A 19,835-nucleotide genomic window follows, 5' to 3' on the forward strand; every position below is an offset into this window, starting at 1 on the left:
ACTGTGGAAAGGATCGGCTGAAGCGGATGGCCAACCTGGTCAACCTGGAGTCGGTGAGCAAGTCCTACGGCGTGAAACCGTTGCTGGACAAGGTCTCACTCGGCGTCGCCGCGGGACAGCGGATCGGCGTGGTCGGGCTCAACGGTGGCGGCAAGACCACACTGCTGGAGGTCCTTTCCGGGCTGAGCGAGCCGGATTCCGGCCGGGTGAGCCAGGTTCGCGGCCTGCGGATGGCGGTGGTCACCCAGCGCACCGAGCTGCCGCCGGGCAGCACGGTCGGCGACGTGGTGCTGCAGCGTTACGGCGCGGAGCACGAGTGGGCCGCCGACCCCCGCGTACGCTCCATTGTGGACGGACTCGGAATCACCGCGATCGGGCTGGACACGGCGACCGCGAACCTGTCCGGCGGGGAGCGCCGCCGGGTCGCGCTGGCCGCCGCGCTCACCGGCGAGCTGGACCTCGTGGTGCTCGACGAGCCGACCAACCACCTCGACGTGGAAGGGGTCCGCTGGCTCGCCGACCACCTGCTCGGCCGGCGGATCGCGGTCGTGGTGGTGACCCACGACCGGTGGTTCCTGGACACCGTCGCGGGCCTCACCTGGGAGGTCGCGAACGGCCGCGTCGAGCAGTACGAGGGCGGATACGCCGACTGGGTGTTCGCGCGCGCGGAGCGGGCTCGTCTCGCCGCGACCGCGGAGGAGAAGCGGCAGAACCTCGCGCGCAAGGAGCTGGCGTGGCTGCGCCGCGGCCCGCAGGCGCGCTCGTCCAAACCGCGCTACCGCGTCGAGGCCGCCGAATCGCTGATCGCCGACGTGCCGCCGCCGCGGGATTCGGTGGAGCTGATGGCCTTCGCCAAGCGGCGGCTCGGCAAGACCGTGCTGGAGCTGGAGGACGCGTCGGTGTCGGTGGGCGAGCGCACCCTGCTCGACCACGTGACCTGGCGGATCGGCCCGGGTGACCGGATCGGCCTCGTCGGCGTCAACGGCTCCGGCAAGACGACCGTGCTGAAGCTGCTCGGCGGGGATCTCGCGCCGGAGACCGGGCGGCGGATCGAGGGCAAGACGGTCGCGCTCGCGCACCTGCGCCAGGAACTCGACGATCTGCCCGCGGACCTGCGGGTGCTGCAGGCGATCGAGCAGGTCGCCGGCCGCGTGGTGTTCGGCAAGCAGGAGATGACCGCCTCACAGCTCGGCGAGAAGCTGGGCTTCCCGGCGGCCCGGCAGTGGACGCCGGTCGGCGACCTTTCCGGCGGTGAACGGCGCCGGCTGCAGCTGTGCCGGCTGCTGATGGCCGAACCCAACGTGCTGCTGCTCGACGAGCCCACCAACGATCTGGACATCGACACCCTCCAGCAGCTGGAGGATCTGCTCGACGGCTGGCCGGGCACGATGGTCGTGGTCTCGCACGACCGTTACCTCGTCGAACGGGTCTGCGACGCCACGTACGCGCTTTTCGGCGACGGCAAGGTGACTCACCTGCCGGGCGGTATCGAGGAGTACCTGCAGCGCCGGGCGAGCCTGCTGGAAGCGCCGCGCCGTGCGGCCACCGCGCCGGACAAGGCCGAGGCCAAGCGCGGCGCCGCGGAGATCCGCGCCGCGCAGAAGGAACTGGGCAGGCTCGAGCGCAAGCTCGACCAGCTCGCCGGCCGCGAGGAGAAGCTGCACGCCGCCCTTGCCGAGGCGGCCACCGATCCGGAGCGGCTGATCGAGCTGAACACCGAGCTCAAGGCCGTGCTGACGGAGAAGGACGACGTCGAGGCCCGCTGGATGGAAACCTCGGAAACGCTCGAGTAGCCGCGGTGCCTGCCACCGAAGACGGCGTTGGCGGCCAGACAGTAATCTTGCGCGCATGAGTCGGTTCGTGGACACGCTCGTCGGTACGGCGGCGGGGCGGGGTCAGCAGCGCGGCATGGTCACCGGTGAGCCGAAGGAGCCGGTGCGCCGGACCTGGGCGCAGGTGCACGAGCAGGCCCGCGTGCTCGCGGGTGGCCTGGTTTCCGGCGGTCTCGAACCGGGCAGCGCGGTCGCGGTGCTGGCCGCGGCACCGGCGCTGATCGCGCCGACCGTGCAGGCGGTGTGGCTGACCGGCGGCAGCGTGACCATGCTGCACCAGCCGACGCCACGGACCGACCTCGCCGAATGGGCCGAGGACACCGTCAAGGTGCTCGGCATGATCGGAGCCGAGCTGGTGCTGCTCGGCGAACCGTTCGACCAGCTCGCCCCGGTGCTCGAGGGCAAGGGCATCCGGCACCGGCTGATCACCGAGCTGGCCGAGGCGGAACCGCTCGGCCAGATCGTGGCCACGAGCGAGGACGAGACCGCGCTGCTGCAGCTCACCAGCGGTTCCACCGCCGAGCCGAAGGCGGTGCGGATCACCTACGGCAACCTCTACACCAACGTCAAGGCGATGGTCGAGCGCGCGGAGTTCGACTTCGACCGCGACGTGATGGTGTCCTGGCTGCCGACCTTCCACGACATGGGCATGGTGGGCTTCCTGACCGTGCCGATGACCTTCGGCGTCGAGCTGGTCAAGATCACCCCGGTCGAGTTCCTGTCCGGCCCGCTGATCTGGCCGGAGCTGATCACCAAATACGGCGGCACCACCACGGCCGCGCCGAACTTCGCCTACGCCATCGTCGGCCGTCGCCTGGCGCGGGTCGAGGAGGACGACGCCTACGACCTGTCCACGCTGCGCATCGCGTTGAACGGCGCCGAGCCGATCGACGAGACGGCGGTGCAGGCCTTCGTCGACGCGGGGCAGCGGTTCAAGATGCCGGCCGAATGCGTGTTCCCCGCCTACGGCATGGCGGAGGCGACCCTGGCGGTTTCGTTCGCGCCGCTGTTCACCGGACTCACGCTCGACGTGGTGGAGGCCGACGCGCTGGAGGCGGACAACCGTGCCGTGCCGGTGCCCGAAGGCGATCCCCGCCGCGGCACCGAGGACGTGCGGTCGTTCGCGGTGCTGGGCCGTCCGCTGGACGGGCTGGTCGCGGATGTCGTCGACGAGAAGGGCACCGTGCTCGGCGAACGCGAGGTCGGCGAGATCCGGTTGCGCGGCGAGGCGGTGACCCCGGGTTACCTGACCGTGGACGGGCCGCTGGCCACCAAGGACGCCGAGGGCTGGATGCGGACCGGCGACCTCGGTTACCTCGTGGACGGCGGCCAGATCGTGATCTGCGGCCGGCGCAAGGACGTCATCATCATGGCAGGCCGGAACCTGTACCCGACCGACATCGAGCGGGCGGCGACCTCGGTGGACGGCGTGCGTGCGGGCAACGCGGTGGCGGTGCGGCTCGACGCGGGCAGCCGGCGTGAGCGCTTCGCCGTCGTCGTCGAGTCCAAGCTGGCCGGCGAGGCCGAGGCCGAACGCCGGCTGGCCAAGGAGGTCGCGGCACGGGTGCGGGCCGCGGTGGACATGCGCCCCTACTCGGTCGTGGTGCTGCCCGCGGGCGGCCTGCCGAAGACGCCGTCCGGCAAGGTCCGCCGGGCCGCCACCGCCGCCCAGTACGCCGAACGCATCGCGAACAACGCCGGCTCCTGAGCCACCGTGAAGGCCTCCTTCGGGGAGAAGGCCTTCACGGACTCGGTCAGCGGCCGGGCAGCTGCTCAGGGGAGAGATCGGGGGACGGGCGCGGCGCGCGTTCCGCGGTCGCCTCGGACTCGTCCCGCGCGCCGGGCACGACGGGGGCGCGCCGTCCGGACAGGTCGGCCAGCTGGTCCTCGACGACGTCGAGGAACTGGTCGACCTCGCGCTCGTCGTAGCCGCGCTTGCCGATCAGCGGCTTGGAGAACAGCACGTGGTGGACCTCCGCGGCGGTGAGGTCGTCCTCGTCGGCGATCGTCTTCGCGATGCGGCGGACGAAGTCGTCGACCTCGTGCTTGGCGTAGCCGCGGCGGCCGATCGGGGCGTTACCGAAGGCGACCTCGGTGAGGTCCTCGGCGGTGAACGACATGGATCATTCTCCGATTCCGGTTCGGGATGTGCGAACTCCTGCGTTCCGTCCTAACCGGTTCCGCAGGCACGAGGAACCCCGAGCGCACTCGGACGACTCGATCAGGGAGCGGAAAGCCGCCCATCGAGTGAGAAGAAAGACACGTAGCGCCACCGCCGCTCACTCACAGAGAGCAGTGGCTGGTCAGCCCGCGTGGAACTCGTTCTGCGCCGCGGCGAGGCCACGGGCGGCCAGCGCCTCGGTGGCGTCCGCGCACCGGTCGACCTCGAACGGGAGCTCCTTGCGCTCGACCGTCGAGAAGTCCTTGAGCACGAAGTCGGCCGGGTCCTGGCGGCCGGGCGGACGGCCGATGCCGAAGCGCACCCGGTAGTAGTCGCGGGTACCGAGCGATTTCGTGATGGAGCGCAGGCCGTTGTGCCCGTTGTCGCCGCCGCCGAGCTTGAGCTTCAGCGTGCCGAACGGCACGTCCAGCTCGTCGTGCACCACCACGACGCCGGACGGTGGAATCTTGAAGAACCGGGCCGCGCCCACGACCGGACCGCCGGAGAGGTTCATGAACGACCGGGGTTTCACCAGCACGACGCGGCGGCCGGACAGCCGGCCCTCCAGCACCTCGCCGCCACTGCGGTGGGCCTTGAACTTCCCGCCGATCCGCGCGGCGAGTTCGTCGAGCACCAGGAAACCGGCGTTGTGCCGGTTGCCGGCGTACTGCGGCCCGGGATTGCCGAGGCCGGCGAGCAGAATCAGCTCGCCGGCCCCGGGCAGGTCTTGACTCACGGCAGTGGAGCCTATTCGGCGTCCTCGGCCGGGGTCTCCTCGGCTTCGGCCTCTTCGTCCTCGTCGGTGGCACGCGGGGCCTCGTTGACCGCCACGACCAGCGCCTCGGCGTCGGTGATCAGCTCGGCGCCACGGGGCAGCGCGATCTGCTCGACGGTGATCTGGGTGCCGGCCTCCTGGCCCTCGACCGAGACCTCGAACTGCTCCGGGATGTGCAGGGCCTCGACCTCGACCTGGACGGTGTCCAGGTCCTGCACGACCAGGGTGCCCGGCGCGGCGGTGCCGGTGATCACCAGCGGCACGTCCACGGTGACCTTCTCGCCCCGCCGGACCACCAGCAGGTCGACGTGCTCGATGTAGTTCTTCAGCGGGTGCACCACGATGGTCTTGGTCAGCGCCAGCTCGCTGGAGCCCTCGAGGTCGAGGGTGAGCACGGCGTTGCTGCCGTTCTCCCGGACGACGCGGGCGAACTCGATGGCCGGCAGCGCGAAGTGCCGCGGGTCCGAGCCGTGCCCGTAGAGCACCGCGGGGATTTTGCCGGCGCGACGGGTGCGGCGGGCGGCACCCTTGCCGAACTCGGTGCGCGGTTCGACGGAAAGACGTACCTCGGACACGGTCTAGCACTCCTTCAGCAGCAAAGACGTAGGCAGGGCGGCGGGGATCGGCGATCTCTGCCTGGGGCGGTTGCGCACGGCGGCGAGTTCACGGGCGTGGCCGGACCACGGGGCTTCTCGAGCCGCCGCGTCGATCACGCCGGGCACTCAGCAGTGCACCCGCCTCGCCGAGACAACTCACGAAGTGTAAACCAGCGTGGGCCCACCGGGACACGGCGGGTGCATGCGCCGGTGGGGGCCGGGTGGGTGACGACACGATCGCGGTTCCGCCCGCGGCGGGCCGGGGGTGGCATGATGCCCGCGGGAAGAGGGGCGTGATGCGGGCTCGATGGACTGCGGTGGCGGCGGTGCTGCTGAGTGGGCTTCTTTCGGCCTGTCAGGTCGCGGTCGACGGCTCGGCCGGTCTCTCCGCCGCCGACCAGCAGGTCGCGCGGCAGCGGGCACAGCAGCAGTCGGCCGTGGACGCCGCGTTGCGGGCGCTCGAGCAGGCACCTGCGCTGCAGTACGACACGACCGTCAAGGATGCCGCGGGTAAACCCGCCGACCTCAGCTTCCGGATCACCCGCGGTGGCGACGGGCTGGGCGCGCTCCCGTTCGAGGGCACCGCGGTTCGCCTCGTCGAGCCGCAGGGCGGACTGTTTCTCTCGGCGGACGCGAGTTACTGGAAGTCGCACGGGCTCGAGGAGAACAGCGCGAAGTTCGGCACCGGCTGGGTCCAGACCGTCGGCACCGAGCTGCCGATCGACCCGGCCGCGCGGCTGGCTCCGCCGAAGCTGGCTGACGGGCTGCGCGCGTCGCTCGGCTCGCTGTACCGCAGCGGCCCTCCGCAGCGGCAGAAGCTGGCCGACGGCACCGAGGTCTACGAGCTGGGCGGCGGCCTCGGCGCGCTGCAGGTGAGCGTGGCCGAACCACACCGCGTGGTCTCGTTCGCACCCGCGCTGCTGGATCCGCTCGGCGGGGCGAAGCTCGGCGCCGGGTTCCGGGTGCGGCCGCTGGCCGGGCCGGAGCTGAAGCAATTCCACACCGACTTCGACGCCGCGGTCGACGGGCTCGGTCAGCCGTTCGACGGCCTCGCCCAGGCGAGCGTCAGGGTGCTGAACGACAAACTCGACTGCCAGGACTACGTCGGTTCCTGCAAGACCACTGTGGACGTCGAGAACACCGTGGTGGGCAGCCGTCCGGGCAGCAAGCCGACCGTGCACCTCACGCTCACCGTGGAGATCAGCGCGGACAGCCTCGGCGCGCAGAGCTGCACCACGCAGGGCGACGCTGCCGCCGACTCGACCATCAGCATGTCCTGCTCGGTCAAGTTCAGCCTGCCGAACCGCACCGCGAGCTACCAGGTGCTGGCGAAACCCACCGCGGTCGGTGAGGTGCGCGCGCCGGTCGACGCGAAAGCGTTGAAGGCCAAGCTGGCGACCACCTTCGCCGCGCTGGGCGGCTGAGCTGCACGCTCACCCCCAGGTGCGTCGGTTTCGTTGAAGTAGCCGAAGATCCGTCTCTACCATCGGCGCCACCGAAACGGATCTTCCTACCGGAGGCGGGATATGAGCAAGCTGGTGGTGTTCGGCGCGACGGGGTACGCCGGTGGCCGGATCACCGAAGAAGCGTTGCGGCGCGGGCATTCCGTGACCGGTGTGGCGCGCAAGGCGGACGGGCTTCCCGAAGGCGCCGACGCACGCTCGGGCTCGATCCACGACGCCGCGTTCGTCGCCGAAGTGAGCAAAGGTGCGAACGAGCTCGTGGTGGCCACTCGCGGTGGCGCGGACGACGAAGGGCGTCGGCTGCTGGACGCCCTTCCGACGCTCGTGGACGCGGCCCGCGCGGCGGGCGCCCGGCTGTCGTTCGTCGGCGGTGCCGGTTCGCTGCGGGTGAGCGAGGACGGCCCGCGGCTGATCGACACCCCGGAGTTTCCCGAGGCGTACAAGCACGAGGCCGGCAGCCACGCCGAGGTCCTCGAGGCGCTGCGTGCGCTCCCCGAGGACGTCGACTGGTTCTACGTCAGCCCGGCCGCCGAATTCGGCTCCTTCAACCCCGGCGAGCGCACCGGGAAGTTCCGGGTCGGCGGCGACGTGCTGCTCAGCGACTCGGACGGGCATTCCCGGCTCAGCGCCGCGGACCTCGCGATCGCCTACCTCGACGAGATCGAGGAGCCGAAGCACCGGCGTGCGCGGTTCTCCGTCGCGTACTGACCTGCGGCGTACCTCAGCCCGGCGACCCGGCCGTGCAGGCGAACTTCGTCGCATGCGCCGGGTCGAGCGCATTGGTGACCAGGTGCCACACGTTGAGGTCGTAGGCCTCGCCGATGTGGCCGACCGGATCGAGCGGACAGGTGTCCTGGACGTAGGCGTTCACCACGCCCGGCTCCCGCACGAAGGCGGTGTCGGTGGGCGTGACGAGTTCGTCGTACCGTGAGGTGAGCACCGTGTAGTGCACGCCGGGCTGCGCGATCGGCCCGGTGGTCAGCGTCCGGACCGCCTCGCCGTCGGTGATCAGGTCGTCGCAGGCGGGGCAGCCGAGGGCATCGAGCGCCTTGCCGACCGCTTCGCGTTCACCCTGCCCCAGCAGGTACGCGAGGTTGGTCAGGCCGGCGAAGGTGGTGCCGTGCGCCGGCGGGGCGATGGCGACCACCGAGCCGATCCGGTCCGCGATGCCCTGGGTCTTGGGCACGTACAGGGACTGGAAGCCGCCTTCGGAATGGCCGACCAGATCGACCTGCTGCGCGCCCGTTTCGTCCAGTACCTCGCCGATGAACTCCTTGATCTCGGCCGCGGAGTCGGCGATCGGGCGCAGCCCGCCGACGACCGGGAACTGCGGGTAGGCGCCGTAGGTCCGGCTGAACGTGCAGTAATCCTGTGCGGCGACCGAGTCCTGCAGGAAGTTGAGGTCCTCGTACGAGGTCGCGCCGAGGCCGTGCAGGAACACCACCGGACGGGGGTGCGCGCTGCTCGGTGTGCAGTCGCTGTCGTTGACTCCGCCGCTCGCGGCCTGCGCGGGAACGGTGAACGCGGCCAGGAGCGCGGTGCTCGCCGCGAGGAGGGCGAAGGGCCGGAAGAGTTTTCTCATCGGATGAGTTCCCTTCTTCACCCACCGGCTTCGTCGCCGGTGGGGCGGCCCTTGACGCACGAGACCGCCAGGTATTGGATACCTGAAAGTACGGAGTGACCTTCGGCACTGTCAAGGTCCCGATCAAGGGAGGCCTCCGATGACCGGCCGTACGCGCCCGACGCGGTCGCAGACGCGCCGGCGCATTCTCGACGCGGCTTTCGAGGTGTTCGGTGACCAGGGCATCGCGGCCACGAAGCTGACCGAGGTGGCCGCCGCGGCGGGCCTCACGAAGGGCGCGGTGTACTCCAGCTTCGCCTCGAAGGACGAACTGGTGCTGGCGCTGATGGAAGAGCACGCCGTACACCGGCTGGAGACCAGCCTGGCCGGGTTCGCCGAAGGCGGCGACGAAGCCCTGGCGAACGTGGCCGCGGTGCTGATGCACGAAATGCGCACCGACGCGGTGTGGCACCTGCTGCTGGCCGAGTTCTTCGCCATGGCACACCACGACGAACGCCGCCGCGACGCATTGCGCCGGCGCCGGCGGGAGGTGCGCGGCACGATCGCGCGTGCGCTGGAACGGCTCGCCGACGGGCTCGGTCTGGAGCTGCCCCTGCCGCCGGAGGAGTTCGCCGTGGTGTTGCTGGCCTTGAGCAACGGCCTCGCGGTCGAAGCGAACATCGACGAGGAGGCCGTGCCGGACGGGCTTCTCGCCCGGGTGCTGACACTGATCGCGGGCGACGCCGTGGCGAAGGTGCGCGCGGCGGCGGTCAGCGCCCCCGAAGCTCCGCCACCACCGGGGCGAACGTCTCCATCGTCGGCTCGAACACGGTGATGTAGGAGAACCCGTAACGTTCGCGGCGGGCGACGAGCTGCGCGACGACCTCGTCCACCGTGCCGAACAGCAACTGTGGCGCTTCCAGCACCTCCTCGATGCTCGCGGCGCTGCGCTCGGTGGCCGCGTGCCATTCGGCGGCGGCCGCGCGGCGATCGTCGGTGATCACCACGCGTTGCACGAGCAGGTTGTGCTCGACCGCGCGGTTTCCTGCCAGGGCACGGAAATACCCGACGCGCTCGGCCAGCACGTCGGCGTTGTCCAGTGCGAACGTGCCCGGTGGGCGGCCGCGTTCCTGGCGCAGCCCGGCGAATCCGACGATGTCCGCCTGCTCCGCGGCGAGCCGCAGCACGCCGTCGCTGTTGCCCGCGATGAGCAGGCGCGGCATCCCGCCCTCGTCGGCCAGCCGGGTGCGCAGCTCGGCCAGGCCTTCGGTGAGGTAGCTGATCCGGTCGGCGGCCTTGCGCCACGGCAGGCCGGCTTCGTCGAACTCGTGTTTCATGTGGCCCGAGCCCAGCCCCAGCTCCAGCCGCCCGTCGGTGAGCTGGTTCGTGGTCGCGACATCCCGCGCGAACAGCGCCAGGTTGTAGAACGGCACGTTGGACACCAGCGTGCCGACCCGGACCCGTTCGGTGACCGCGGCGGCCGCGGTCAGCGCCGGAAACGGTGCCGGCAGCCCAGTGCCGAGATGGTCGGGCACCGAGATGTGGTCATACCCCAGTTCTTCGGCACGCCGGCAGTTCGCCGTCCACCCGGGAACGCTCCGCAGGCTCACGCCGAAGGTGAATTCGTTCATGCCGCCGAAGCTAGCCAGCCGCCTTGCGCTCGGCACCCGATTTCGCCACGGGCGGATCAGCCGGGTTTTGTCGTAGGTGCCCGGTAGCTTCGGCGTATGGCACTTTCCGTGGAAGAACGCGAGCAGTTCCTGGCCGAGCCGCACATCGGTGCGTTGTCCGTGGTCGAGCGCCCGGACCGGGCCCCGCTGACGGTCCCCATCTGGTACCAGTACACGCCCGGCGGCGAACTGTGGATCCGCACCGATCCGAACTCCCGCAAGGGCCGGGCGATCGCGGCGGCCGGCCGGTTCTCACTGATGGTGGAGCGAGCCGAACCGACCGTCCGCTACGTGTCGGTCGAAGGACCGGTGGTCCGGACCACGCCGGACGAGCCCGAGCTCTCCCGGGAAATGGCCGCCCGCTACCTGCCGGAGGACAAAGCCGCCGGCTTCGTCGAATACGAGCGCGAACACCTGGGCGAACACGCGGTGATCTACCTCCGCCCGGAGCACTGGCTGGCCGCCGACCTCGGAGCCTTCTGAACCCACCCGCGACGGCACCTGCGGGTCCGTTCGGAACGGGGGATGTCCGCACCCGTTCCAGGTGGGGCCGGCAAAGCCGGGGACCGGGTCCGACGGGTACCGCCTCCGGGCGGGGTTTTGCTGGTCGGTTGCGGGCTTGTCCGCCACCGTGGTCAAGCCGCGGTCCCGGGCGGGGTACCAGCTGGCACACCCGCCCGGGACCGTTCGGCAAGCGGCGGAGCGGCTCAGGCGGCGCCGTCGAAGAGGGACGTGACCGAGCCGTCCTCGAAGACCTGTTGGATGGCCTCGGCGAGCATCGGGGCGATCGACAGCACGGTGAGCCCGGAAAACCGCTTCTCGTCCGGGATCGGCAGCGAGTTCGTGACGATGACCTCGCGTGCCTTGCACTGGGAGAGCCGTTCGGTGGCCGGATCGGACAGGATGCCGTGGGTGCAGGCGATCACCACGTCCGCGGCACCCTGCTCCAGCAGCGCCTCGGTGGCCTTCACGATCGTGCCGCCGGTGTCGATCATGTCGTCGATCAGCACGCACAGTTTGCCCTCGACCTTGCCGACCACCCGGTTGGCCACGGCCTGGTTCGGCTTGTCCGGATCGCGAGTCTTGTGGATGAACGCGATCGGCCGGTCGCCCAGCTGCTGCGCCCACTTCTCCGCCAGCCGCACCCGGCCCGAATCCGGCGAGACGACCGTGATGTCCGCTTCGCCGTAGGTGTCCTTGATGTGGTCGGCGAGCACCGACTGCGCCATCAGGTGGTCCACCGGGCCGTCGAAGAAGCCCTGGATCTGCGCGGTGTGCAGGTCCACGGTCATGATCCGGTCCGCACCCGCGGTCTTGAACAGGTCCGCGATCAGCCGCGCGGAGATCGGCTCGCGGCCCTTGTGCTTCTTGTCCTGGCGGGCGTACGGGTAGAACGGCATGACCACGGTGATCCGCTTGGCGCTGGCGCGCTTGAGCGCGTCCACCATGATCAGCTGCTCCATCACGTACTCGTTGATGGGCGTGGTGTGCGCCTGGATCACGAACGCGTCGGTCCCGCGGACGGACTCCTCGAACCGGACGAACAGCTCGCCGTTGGCGAAGGTGTGCGCGGTCTGCGGAGTGATCGTCACGTTCAGGTGCTTGGCGACCTCTTCCGCGAGCTCCTTGTGCGCACCGCCGGAGAAGAGCATCAGGTTTTTCTTCGGCGTCCCGGACTTCGGACTCATGCTGGCGACTCCCCGTCGGTTCCTGCTGCGGACTCGGACACCGCGGTGTCCTGCGCGGCGAGCGCGGCTTCCGCCGCCTCCGCCGCGGGCGTGCCCGGCCTGCGCCGGACCGCCCAGCCTTCGATGGTGCGCTGCGCTCCGGCCGACACCGCCAGTGCACCCGGCGGAACGTCGTCGCGGATCACCGCACCCGCTCCACTGTAAGCGCCGTCGCCGACCTGCACCGGCGCCACCAGTGTGTTGTCCGCGCCGATCCGCACGTGCGAGCCGACGACCGTGTGGTGCTTGCCCACCCCGTCGTAGTTCACGAACACGCTGGAGCAGCCGATGTTGCTGTGCTCGCCGACCGTCGCGTCGCCGACGTAGGTCAGGTGCGGCACCTTCGTCCCGGCGCCGATGTCCGCGTTCTTCGTCTCCACGAACGCACCCAGCTTGCCCTTCGCGCCGAGCTTGGTGCCCGGGCGGAGGTAGGTGTACGGGCCGACGGTGACGCCGTCGCCCAGTTCCGCGCCGGAACCGTGCACGCGGACCACCGAAGCGTCCGTGCCGATGGTCACGTCGGTGAGCGTGGTGTCCGGGCCGACCACAGAGCCTTCGCCGACCGACGTGGCGCCCTTCAGCTGCGTGTTCGGTTCGATCAGCACATCAGCCGACAGCGTGACGTCCGCCTCGATCCAGGTCGTGTCCGGGTCGACGACCGTGACGCCCTCGCGCTGCCAGCGCTGCACGATGCGGCGGTTGTACTCCGCGCCGAGCGTCGACAGCTGTACGCGGTCGTTCACGCCTTCGGTGACCCACGGGTCGTCGACCACCAGCGCGCCGACGCCCTTGCCGTCCTCGCGCGCGATGCCGAGCACGTCGGTGAGGTACAGCTCGCCCTGCGCGTTGTCCGTGGACAGCCGCGAGAGCCCTTCGGTGAGCACGGCCGCGTCGAACGCGTACACGCCGGAGTTGATCTCGGTGATCTCCAGCTGCTCGGGCGTCGCGTCCTTGTGCTCCACGATCGCCTTCACCACGCCTTCGCCGTCGCGCTCGATACGGCCGTAGCCGCTCGGGTCCGCGACGACCGCGGTGAGCACGGTGACCGCGTTGCCCGAGCCGTTGTGCTCGGCCAGCAGCGCGCTCAGCGTCTCGGTGTCGAGCAGCGGTACGTCGCCGTAGCTGACGAGCACGGTGCCGGTGAGCCCCTGCGGGAGTTCGCGCAGCGCGCAGGACACCGCGTGCCCCGTGCCCTTCTGCTCCTCCTGCACGGCGGTGGTGACCGCACGGTCCAGCACCGTGCCCACGCGGGCCAGCTCGGCGCCGACGGCCTCGCGGCCGTGGCCGATCACGACCACCAGGTGCTGCGGCCGCAACCCGGCCGCGGCGCGGACGGCGTGTTCCACCAACGGCCGCCCGGCGATCGGGTGCAGCACTTTCGGGGTGGACGAGCGCATGCGGGTGCCCTCACCCGCGGCGAGGATCAACGTGCTCAGCGGGGTGGCCACATGACTCCCAACGATTCACCGGTCGGCTGACGTCAGGCAACGATCCTACGTGGGGTCTTCGGCGGCCCACGCGGGGTCGGCGGGCACGCTCTCGCCGGGCCAGCTCGTACTGCCGTCGCCTGCCATCGAGTTGGCCGAGGCGACCTGATTGCCGCCGTCGCGTTTCGCCTGGTACATAGCGGCATCCGCGCGGGCGAGCACCTGCTCGGCACGCTCCTGCGGGCGCAGTGAGACCAGGCCGATGGAGAGGGTGACGCCGTGCGAAAGGTGGTGCGGCAGCGAGGCGACGGACTTCGCCGCCCGGCCGAGCGCCATCTTCGCCGCGGACGCCGGGGTGCCCGGCAACAGCGCGATGAATTCGTCACCGCCGTAACGGGCCACCACGTCGTCGCCGCGCAACGTGTCGCGGAGCGTGCTCGCGACGACACGCAACACGTTGTCGCCTTCGGCGTGCGACTGCTTGTCGTTCACGCCCTTGAAGCCGTCCAGATCGACCAGCGCGACGGCGAGCGGCTGGGCGTCGGCCGACGAGGACAGCGCGCGCAGCCGCTCGTCCAGCGCGCGGCGGTTCGGCAGGCCGGTGAGCGGATCCTGCAACGCCTGCTGGGTGATCGCACCGTGTTCGGCCGAAAGCCGCTCGTGCTCACGCCGGGCGTTGAGCGTGGCGATCTGCGATTCGCGCAGTGACCACATTTCCGTCTCGAGCGCGGTGGCGTAGTCGATCAGCGACTGGTTCGCCGCTTCCGGATCGAGCCGGGCCAGCTCGCGGGTGATGGTGAGCCGGATCGAAGGCTGGGACGGCAGTTCGAAGATCGCCTCGCGGGTTTCCCGCAGCACCACCAGCGCTTCCTCGCGCTGCCCGGCCTCGTCGAGGCACCGGCCCAGCGCGACCGCGACGATCTCCTGTTCGTGCGGGAAGTGGTGGCCCTCGTACAGCCGGCGTAGCCGCTCCACGTGCTCGGCGGCCGGATGGTGCAGGGCGAGCGCCGCGGCCAGCACGCCCACCTGGTCCACCGCGGCGACGCCGGTTTTGCGCGGGAAGAGCGATTCGGCGAACGGACCCTCGGCGGCGACCGCCATCGACGAGGCGGTGCGGAACTTCTCCGCCGACTCCTCGTAGCGTTCGACGCGTTCCAGCCGCAGGCCCCAGCCGAGCAGCATCTTGACCCGGTTCATCAGCTGCAGGGTGATCTCGTGCGGGCTCGCGCTTTCCCGGATCGCCTGGTGCGCGCGGCCGATCACCTCCTCGGCGGCTTCGTACACGCCGAGCTGGTTGAGCACGATCCAGCAGTCGATGAGCGCGTTGGACTGCATGCGGTTCCAGTTGCGGACGCCGACCTGGCGGTCCGGGATGGTGGAATCGTCGAGGATCGCCAGCGCGCGGGCGATTTCGGTGAGCGCGGCGTCCTCCTGCGCGGCGAGCACCAGCCGGCGCCCGCGCAGCGCGTGCGCGTCCGCTCGCAGCAGCGACAGCCCGTGCCGCCGGGTGTGCGCGAGCATCTCGTCGAGACGCGGCTCGGCCTCCGCGGCGAGGCCGCGGGTGACCAGCCGGGCGAAGGCCGAGGCACGCAGGAGCTGCGCGACGAGCGTCGGTTCCCCGCGGCGCAGGGTCTCCTCCAGCAGCTCGTCCATGATCGCGACGATCTCGAGCTGGTTCTGGTGTTCCTGCCGCTGTACGGCCGCGATCAGCTCCCGCGCGCGGCCGACCAGCCACGCGTCGGACATCTCGACCAGGGTCGGGCGCCGGGCGCCCGCGGAGTCGCTCGCTTCCTCGCTCAGCCGCCCCCACTCCCATCGCTCGACCGGTCTGCCACGCTGCTGGGCAGCTCCGCCGCCAGGATTCGAACCTGAACTGTCAGAACCAAAATCTGAAGTGCTGCCGATTACACTACGGCGGATCGAACCTGGTCAGGATAGCGATGATCGATGGGTCCGGTGGCGGGAGGGTGAGACGTCCGCCACCGGGTATGCCTGCGACGACCACGGAACCGGACATTCAGGGCCTCCACAGGCTGCCGAACCTCCTGTACCGTAACTTACGAGACCGTAGGTTAGGGCACCCTTCCAGGGGCAGACCGCAGGAAGAAGTGAACGCATGACGGCCACCCTCGACCGTTCCCAGCCAGCCGGAAAGCCACCGAAGGGCCCGAAGCCGGTCATCGACGGGAAGCGCGGGATCGGCGTCCAGATCTCGGTGTACCTGGGGGTGCTGCTGCCCCTTCTCGCCCTGCTCGTGGCCGTCCCGTTCGCCTGGGGCTGGGGCCTGAGCTGGCTCGACGTCGGGCTGTTCGTGGTCTTCTACGCCATAAGCGGGCTCGGCATCACGGTGGCCTACCACCGGCACTTCACGCACGGATCATTCAAGGCCAAGCGCTGGCTGCGCGTGGCGATGGCGATCTCCGGCAGCATCGCGCTGCAGGGCCCGGTGATCACCTGGGTCGCCGACCACCGGCGCCACCACGCGTTCTCCGACCGCGACGGCGACCCGCACTCGCCGTGGGCGTTCGGCACCTCGCCGCTGGCCATCGCGCGCGGCTTCTGGCACGCGCACATGGGCTGGCTGTTCGAGCGGGACAAGAGCAACCAGGGCCGCTTCGCGCCCGACCTGGTCAAGGACCCGGCGATCCGCAAGGTGGACGACCTGTTCTGGCTGTGGTCGCTGGTCAGCCTGCTGGGCCCGGCCCTGCTGGGTGGCCTGATCTCGTGGTCGCTGTGGGGCGCGGTCACCGCGTTCTTCTGGGCCGGGCTGGTCCGCGTCTGCGTGCTGCACCACGTGACCTGGTCGGTCAACTCGATCTGCCACATGATCGGCGAGCGCCCGTTCGCCGCGCGGGACCGTTCGGCGAACTTCTGGCCGCTGGCGATCTTTTCCTTCGGCGAGTCCTGGCACAACCTGCACCACGCCGACCCCACCTCGGCAAGGCACGGGGTCAAGCGCGGGCAGATCGACCTGTCCGCCCGGCTGATCTGGATCTTCGAGAAGTTCGGCTGGGCGCACGACGTGCGCTGGCCGACGCCGCAGCGCCTCGCCCGCATCGCCGCCGAGGCGGAGTAGGCAGGAGTAGCCCGGCCACTACCCTGCTGCCCATGGCGGGGAGACGACGGGCCAAACGTGAGGCCGTCACCGGGGCGCGGCCGGCCGCTCCGGTGACCCGGGTGCGGATGACCGGGACCGAGCGCAGGCAGCAGCTGCTGAACGTGGCGCGGGCGCTGTTCGCGGAGAAGGGTTTCGACGGCACGTCGATCGAGGAGATCGCGGCGCGGGCGAACGTGTCGAAACCGGTGGTGTACGAGCATTTCGGGGGCAAGGAAGGCATTTACGCGGTCGTCGTGGACCGCGAGACGCAGCTGCTGCTCGACCGGATGGTGTCCACTCTGCACGGTGGGCACCCACGGGTGATGCTCGAGCAGGCGGCGATCGCGTTGCTCAGTTACGTCGAGGACTCCCACGACGGCTTCCGCATCCTGGTCCGCGACTCCCCGGTGGCGAGTTCCACCGGCACGTTCTCCACGGTGCTCAACGACATCGCCGGCCAGGTGGAGCACATCCTGGCCCAGCAGTTCGCCGCGCGTGGCTACGAGGAGAAGCTTTCCGCGCTGTACGCCCAGGCGCTGGTCGGCATGGTCGCGCTCACCGGGCAGTGGTGGCTGGACGCGCGCAAGCCCAAACGCGACGAGGTGGCCGCGCATCTGGTGAACCTCGCGTGGAACGGGTTGTCGCACCTCGAGCACAAGCCGCGGCTGCTCGGCTGAACCGATGGCGCGAACCGCTACCGGTGTGGCGGGTTCTGCCACTGTGCTCCGGGCGATGGGTTCCTAGCGTGGAGGCATCATCGTCTTCACCCGAGGAGTTGCGGACATGTCCTGGTCATCGGCCGAGATCCCGGAGCAGAGCGGCCGCGTCGCGGTGATCACCGGCGCCAACGGCGGTCTCGGGCTGGCGACAGCGCAGGCGCTTGCAGCCAAGGGCGCGCACGTCGTGATGGCGGCCAGGAACGAAGCGAAGGCTGCCGCGGCGCGCGACCGGATCATCGCGGCTGTTCCGGACGCGTCGCTGGAGATCGTCCGGCTCGATCTGGGGTCGCTCGCGTCCGTCGGCGAGGCCGCCGGGAAGATCCTCGCCGTGCATCCCGCCCTCGATCTGCTGATCGCCAACGCCGGCGTGATGGCGACGCCGGAGGGCCGCACGGCCGACGGTTTCGAAACCCAGCTCGGCGTCAACCACCTCGGGCACTGGGCACTCACCGCGCACCTGCTGCCCGCGCTGGTGCGCACTGCCGGCGCCAGGGTGGTCACGGTGACCAGCGGTGCCCAGCACCTCGGCCGCGCGCTGGATCCGGCCGACCCCTTCGGCCGGCGCCGCGACTACGACCCGTGGCGCCCGTACACGAACTCCAAGCTCGCCAACCGGCATTTCTCACAGGGCCTCGACCGGCAGTTCCGGGCGGCCGGGTTGTCCGCGCGGGCGCTCACCGCGCATCCGGGGGCGACGAACTCCGACCTGCACGCCGTCACGGCCGAGGCCGGCGTCGGCGGAGCGCTGGGCACGTTCTTCCGGGTCCTCGCCCGCAGGGCGGGGATGAGTCCGGAACGCGGGGCGCTGAGCCAGCTGCGCGCGGCGACCGATCCGCGTGCCGGAGGCGGGACCATGTACGGCCCGCGCTGGTCCTCGTCGGGCAGCCCGGTCCGGCGCCGGCTGCACCGTCCCGGTACCGACGCGGCGATCCGCTCGCTGTGGCAGGTTTCCCGGCAGCTGACCGGTGTGGACGTGGACGTCACCCGGGTGGTGGCGCAGCGGTGAGCGTCGGCAGGTTCACGCTCGGCCCGGCGATCACCGCCGCGTTGGCCGACCTGGGCACGCCCATCGGTTCGGTGCTGCGGCTGGCCGGACTGCCCGAGGACCTGCTCCTCGACCGGCAGGCGGCGTTGACCCCGGATCAGTTCTACCGGTGCTGGCAGGCGGTCGAGGAGCTGTCCGGGGACCCGGCGATCGGTGTGGCGCTGGCCGGGCAGGCCCGCGCCGAGACGTTCCAGCCCACCATCTTCGCCGCGCTGTGCAGCCCCGACCTCCGGCACGCTGCGGAGCGGATCGCGGTGTACAAGCGGTTGCTGGGTCCGTTGCAGCTGGCCGTGGACGCCGACGGCGGCAGCCTGACACTGACCGTCCGGCGGCTCACCGGCCCGGAGCCGCCGTCGAGCTTCGTCGCCTACGAACTGGCGTTGCCGGTCGCGCTTGCCCGGCTGGGTACCCGCGGCCGGGTCACGCCGGCGCGGATCGCCATGCCCGAACCACCGCGAGGTGCCGCCGCGCAGGCGTACCGCGAGTACCTGGGGACGCCCATCGCGAACGGCCCCGAGGCCACCGTGACGTTCACCGCGCTGGACGCCCGTCGCCCGTTCCTCACCGCGAACACGCAGATGTGGCAAGTCTTCGAACCCGAGCTGCGCCGCAGGCTCGCCGACCTCGACGAGGTGGAATCGACCGCCGGGCGCGTCCGGGCCGCCCTGCTCGAGCTGCTGCCCGCCGGCCAGTGCGCCGCGCCCGCGGTCGCCCGGCGGCTGGCACTGAGCGTGCGGACCCTGCAACGCCGGCTGGCTCGGGAGGACACGAGCTTCCAGGCCGTACTCGAACGCACCCGGCACGACCTGGCCCGGCACTACCTGGAACGGCCGGGCGTCACCGTCACCGAGATCGCGCTGCTGCTCGGCTACGACGAGCCCAGCTCGTTCTACCGCGCGTTCCACCAGTGGTCGGGGACGACTCCGCAGCAGGCGCGGGCCCTGCTCGGCGGCACCTCATCCGCCTGAGGGAGCCCGGCTCAGATCGACCACGCAGAACAGATTGCCGTCCGGATCGGCGAGCACGACGAAGTCCGGCTCGGGTGGGTAGCTGTCCCAGTCGACCTCGCGCGCACCGAGCCGGACGAGCCGCTCGACCTCGGCCCGCTGCTCCGCCGTGCTGTCGACGAGCAGGTCCAGATGCAGCCGCGGCCGTGGCTGCGCCGGTGATGCGCTGTGCATCAGGGCGAGTGCGCGCTCGCCGCCCGGAGACACCAGCGTCCGCCACGTTTCGGTCGCCCATTCCGGCGTGGCGGCGAGGTCGAGTGCTTCGGTCCAGAACCGCACCGCCCGTTCGACGTCGGTGACGCCGATGACCGGGAATCCGAGCCTCAGCACGAGGCCAGCTCACCGCGCGCGTGCAGGTCGTCGAGGATCAGCGCGACCGCGGGGGAGACGTGCGCGCGGTCGGCGTGGGTGAGCCACCCGAGGGATTCGACCTCGCTGCTCGGCGCCAGCTGCCCGGTGTACTCCGCGGTGTAACAGGTCATCCGCACCAGCACGCCTTCCGCGCGGCCGTGCGCCTGCGTTTCCCACACTCCGGCAGGCGCGGCGGTGTCCGGCAGGAGCGCGACCGAAAGCTCCTCGGTGATCTCTCGCACCAGCGTCTCGACGTCGGACTCCCCGGGCTCCCGTTTGCCGCCGGGCAGGTACCAGGTGTCCTTGCCGGCCGAACGCGCGGCGAGTACCCGGCCGTCGACCACGTGCAGCCAGGCCACCTTGTCGATCGTCGTCATCCGCGGAGACTACCGTCTGCCGCGGGA

Annotated in this window: 20 protein-coding genes and 1 tRNA gene; 10 read left to right on the forward strand and 11 right to left on the reverse strand. The window is 70.8% G+C overall.

Features of this window, described 5'->3' with window-relative positions:
* Positions 1 to 26 precede the first annotated feature (26 nt).
* Together BJY18_RS28445 and BJY18_RS28450 are read left to right on the forward strand one after the other, a co-directional pair.
* Positions 27 to 1,793 carry an ABC-F family ATP-binding cassette domain-containing protein gene (locus tag BJY18_RS28445; protein ID WP_184782980.1) on the forward strand — a complete coding sequence of 589 codons (1,767 nt, stop codon included), beginning with the start codon at positions 27 to 29 and terminating at the stop codon, positions 1,791 to 1,793.
* A 55-nt stretch (positions 1,794 to 1,848) separates the two neighbouring features.
* Entirely contained in the window at positions 1,849 to 3,540 is a 1,692-nt protein-coding gene (locus BJY18_RS28450) for a fatty acyl-AMP ligase (RefSeq protein ID WP_184782981.1), read from the forward strand.
* 46 nt (positions 3,541 to 3,586) lie between these two features.
* Here BJY18_RS28450 and BJY18_RS28455 read toward each other — a convergent pair whose 3' ends face one another.
* From BJY18_RS28455 to BJY18_RS28465, 3 genes are all read right to left on the reverse strand, one after another.
* Positions 3,587 to 3,952, reverse strand: coding sequence for a DivIVA domain-containing protein (locus BJY18_RS28455; RefSeq protein WP_184782982.1), 366 nt, complete (start codon positions 3,950 to 3,952; stop codon positions 3,587 to 3,589).
* A gap of 183 nt (positions 3,953 to 4,135) precedes the next feature.
* Positions 4,136 to 4,729 (reverse strand): aminoacyl-tRNA hydrolase, encoded by a 594-nt coding sequence (pth, locus tag BJY18_RS28460; RefSeq protein ID WP_184782983.1) that lies wholly within the window; start codon positions 4,727 to 4,729, stop codon positions 4,136 to 4,138.
* 11 nt (positions 4,730 to 4,740) lie between these two features.
* The gene (locus BJY18_RS28465) at positions 4,741 to 5,343 is read right to left on the reverse strand and encodes a 50S ribosomal protein L25/general stress protein Ctc (RefSeq protein ID WP_184782984.1); all 603 of its coding nucleotides are present in this window, start codon (positions 5,341 to 5,343) and stop codon (positions 4,741 to 4,743) included.
* A 317-nt stretch (positions 5,344 to 5,660) separates the two neighbouring features.
* Here BJY18_RS28465 and BJY18_RS28470 point away from each other — a divergent pair, with 317 nt between their 5' ends.
* Positions 5,661 to 6,788 carry a hypothetical protein gene (locus BJY18_RS28470; protein WP_184782985.1) on the forward strand — a complete coding sequence of 376 codons (1,128 nt, stop codon included), beginning with the start codon at positions 5,661 to 5,663 and terminating at the stop codon, positions 6,786 to 6,788.
* Positions 6,789 to 6,890: 102 nt separating this feature from the next.
* Positions 6,891 to 7,535: an NAD(P)-dependent oxidoreductase gene (locus tag BJY18_RS28475; RefSeq protein WP_184782986.1), complete on the forward strand. Its 645-nt coding sequence runs from the start codon at positions 6,891 to 6,893 to the stop codon at positions 7,533 to 7,535.
* Between the two features lie 13 nt (positions 7,536 to 7,548).
* Here the strand turns inward: BJY18_RS28475 and BJY18_RS28480 are convergent, their stop codons facing one another.
* Positions 7,549 to 8,409, reverse strand: a complete 861-nt coding sequence (locus BJY18_RS28480; protein WP_184782987.1) for an esterase/lipase family protein — start codon at positions 8,407 to 8,409, stop codon at positions 7,549 to 7,551.
* Positions 8,410 to 8,548: 139 nt separating this feature from the next.
* Here BJY18_RS28480 and BJY18_RS28485 point away from each other — a divergent pair, with 139 nt between their 5' ends.
* On the forward strand, positions 8,549 to 9,223 hold the full coding sequence (locus BJY18_RS28485; RefSeq protein WP_184782988.1) for a TetR/AcrR family transcriptional regulator: 675 nt from the start codon (positions 8,549 to 8,551) through the stop codon (positions 9,221 to 9,223).
* On the opposite strand, the gene BJY18_RS28490 is transcribed toward BJY18_RS28485, so the two are convergent.
* Entirely contained in the window at positions 9,159 to 10,019 is an 861-nt protein-coding gene (locus tag BJY18_RS28490; RefSeq protein WP_184782989.1) for a TIGR03621 family F420-dependent LLM class oxidoreductase, read from the reverse strand. The genes BJY18_RS28485 and BJY18_RS28490 overlap by 65 nt on opposite strands.
* Before the next feature lie 96 nt (positions 10,020 to 10,115).
* Here BJY18_RS28490 and BJY18_RS28495 point away from each other — a divergent pair, with 96 nt between their 5' ends.
* Positions 10,116 to 10,541, forward strand: a complete 426-nt coding sequence (locus tag BJY18_RS28495; protein WP_184782990.1) for a pyridoxamine 5'-phosphate oxidase family protein — start codon at positions 10,116 to 10,118, stop codon at positions 10,539 to 10,541.
* 224 nt (positions 10,542 to 10,765) lie between these two features.
* Here BJY18_RS28495 and BJY18_RS28500 read toward each other — a convergent pair whose 3' ends face one another.
* From BJY18_RS28500 to BJY18_RS28515, 4 genes are all read right to left on the reverse strand, one after another.
* Positions 10,766 to 11,746, reverse strand: a complete 981-nt coding sequence (locus BJY18_RS28500) for a ribose-phosphate diphosphokinase (RefSeq protein ID WP_184782991.1) — start codon at positions 11,744 to 11,746, stop codon at positions 10,766 to 10,768.
* Positions 11,743 to 13,233 (reverse strand): bifunctional UDP-N-acetylglucosamine diphosphorylase/glucosamine-1-phosphate N-acetyltransferase GlmU, encoded by a 1,491-nt coding sequence (gene glmU / locus BJY18_RS28505; RefSeq protein WP_184782992.1) that lies wholly within the window; start codon positions 13,231 to 13,233, stop codon positions 11,743 to 11,745. The genes BJY18_RS28500 and glmU overlap by 4 nt, the downstream gene beginning before the upstream one ends.
* A 45-nt stretch (positions 13,234 to 13,278) precedes the next feature.
* A complete protein-coding gene (locus BJY18_RS28510) occupies positions 13,279 to 14,958 on the reverse strand; it encodes a GGDEF domain-containing protein (protein WP_184782993.1) in 1,680 nt (559 codons plus the stop codon).
* Between the two features lie 101 nt (positions 14,959 to 15,059).
* Positions 15,060 to 15,131, reverse strand: a tRNA-Gln gene (locus BJY18_RS28515).
* A gap of 197 nt (positions 15,132 to 15,328) precedes the next feature.
* Here BJY18_RS28515 and BJY18_RS28520 point away from each other — a divergent pair.
* From BJY18_RS28520 to BJY18_RS28535, 4 genes are all read left to right on the forward strand, one after another.
* Positions 15,329 to 16,288, forward strand: a complete 960-nt coding sequence (locus BJY18_RS28520; RefSeq protein ID WP_184782994.1) for an acyl-CoA desaturase — start codon at positions 15,329 to 15,331, stop codon at positions 16,286 to 16,288.
* Between the two features lie 107 nt (positions 16,289 to 16,395).
* Positions 16,396 to 16,986 carry a TetR/AcrR family transcriptional regulator gene (locus tag BJY18_RS28525; RefSeq protein WP_184784902.1) on the forward strand — a complete coding sequence of 197 codons (591 nt, stop codon included), beginning with the start codon at positions 16,396 to 16,398 and terminating at the stop codon, positions 16,984 to 16,986.
* A 106-nt stretch (positions 16,987 to 17,092) separates the two neighbouring features.
* Positions 17,093 to 18,034, forward strand: a complete 942-nt coding sequence (locus BJY18_RS28530) for an oxidoreductase (protein WP_184782995.1) — start codon at positions 17,093 to 17,095, stop codon at positions 18,032 to 18,034.
* Complete coding sequence (locus tag BJY18_RS28535; protein ID WP_184782996.1) at positions 18,031 to 19,041, forward strand: AraC family transcriptional regulator; 1,011 nt, start codon at positions 18,031 to 18,033, stop codon at positions 19,039 to 19,041. Before BJY18_RS28530 ends, BJY18_RS28535 begins: the two co-directional genes overlap by 4 nt.
* Here the strand turns inward: BJY18_RS28535 and BJY18_RS28540 are convergent.
* On the reverse strand, positions 19,030 to 19,410 hold the full coding sequence (locus BJY18_RS28540; protein ID WP_184782997.1) for a VOC family protein: 381 nt from the start codon (positions 19,408 to 19,410) through the stop codon (positions 19,030 to 19,032). The genes BJY18_RS28535 and BJY18_RS28540 overlap by 12 nt on opposite strands.
* Positions 19,404 to 19,808: an NUDIX hydrolase gene (locus BJY18_RS28545; RefSeq protein ID WP_184782998.1), complete on the reverse strand. Its 405-nt coding sequence runs from the start codon at positions 19,806 to 19,808 to the stop codon at positions 19,404 to 19,406. The genes BJY18_RS28540 and BJY18_RS28545 overlap by 7 nt, the downstream gene beginning before the upstream one ends.
* Between the last annotated feature and the right edge of the window lie 27 nt (positions 19,809 to 19,835).

The organism is Amycolatopsis jiangsuensis, from assembly GCF_014204865.1.
In the GTDB taxonomy this organism is placed as follows: domain Bacteria; phylum Actinomycetota; class Actinomycetes; order Mycobacteriales; family Pseudonocardiaceae; genus Amycolatopsis; species Amycolatopsis jiangsuensis.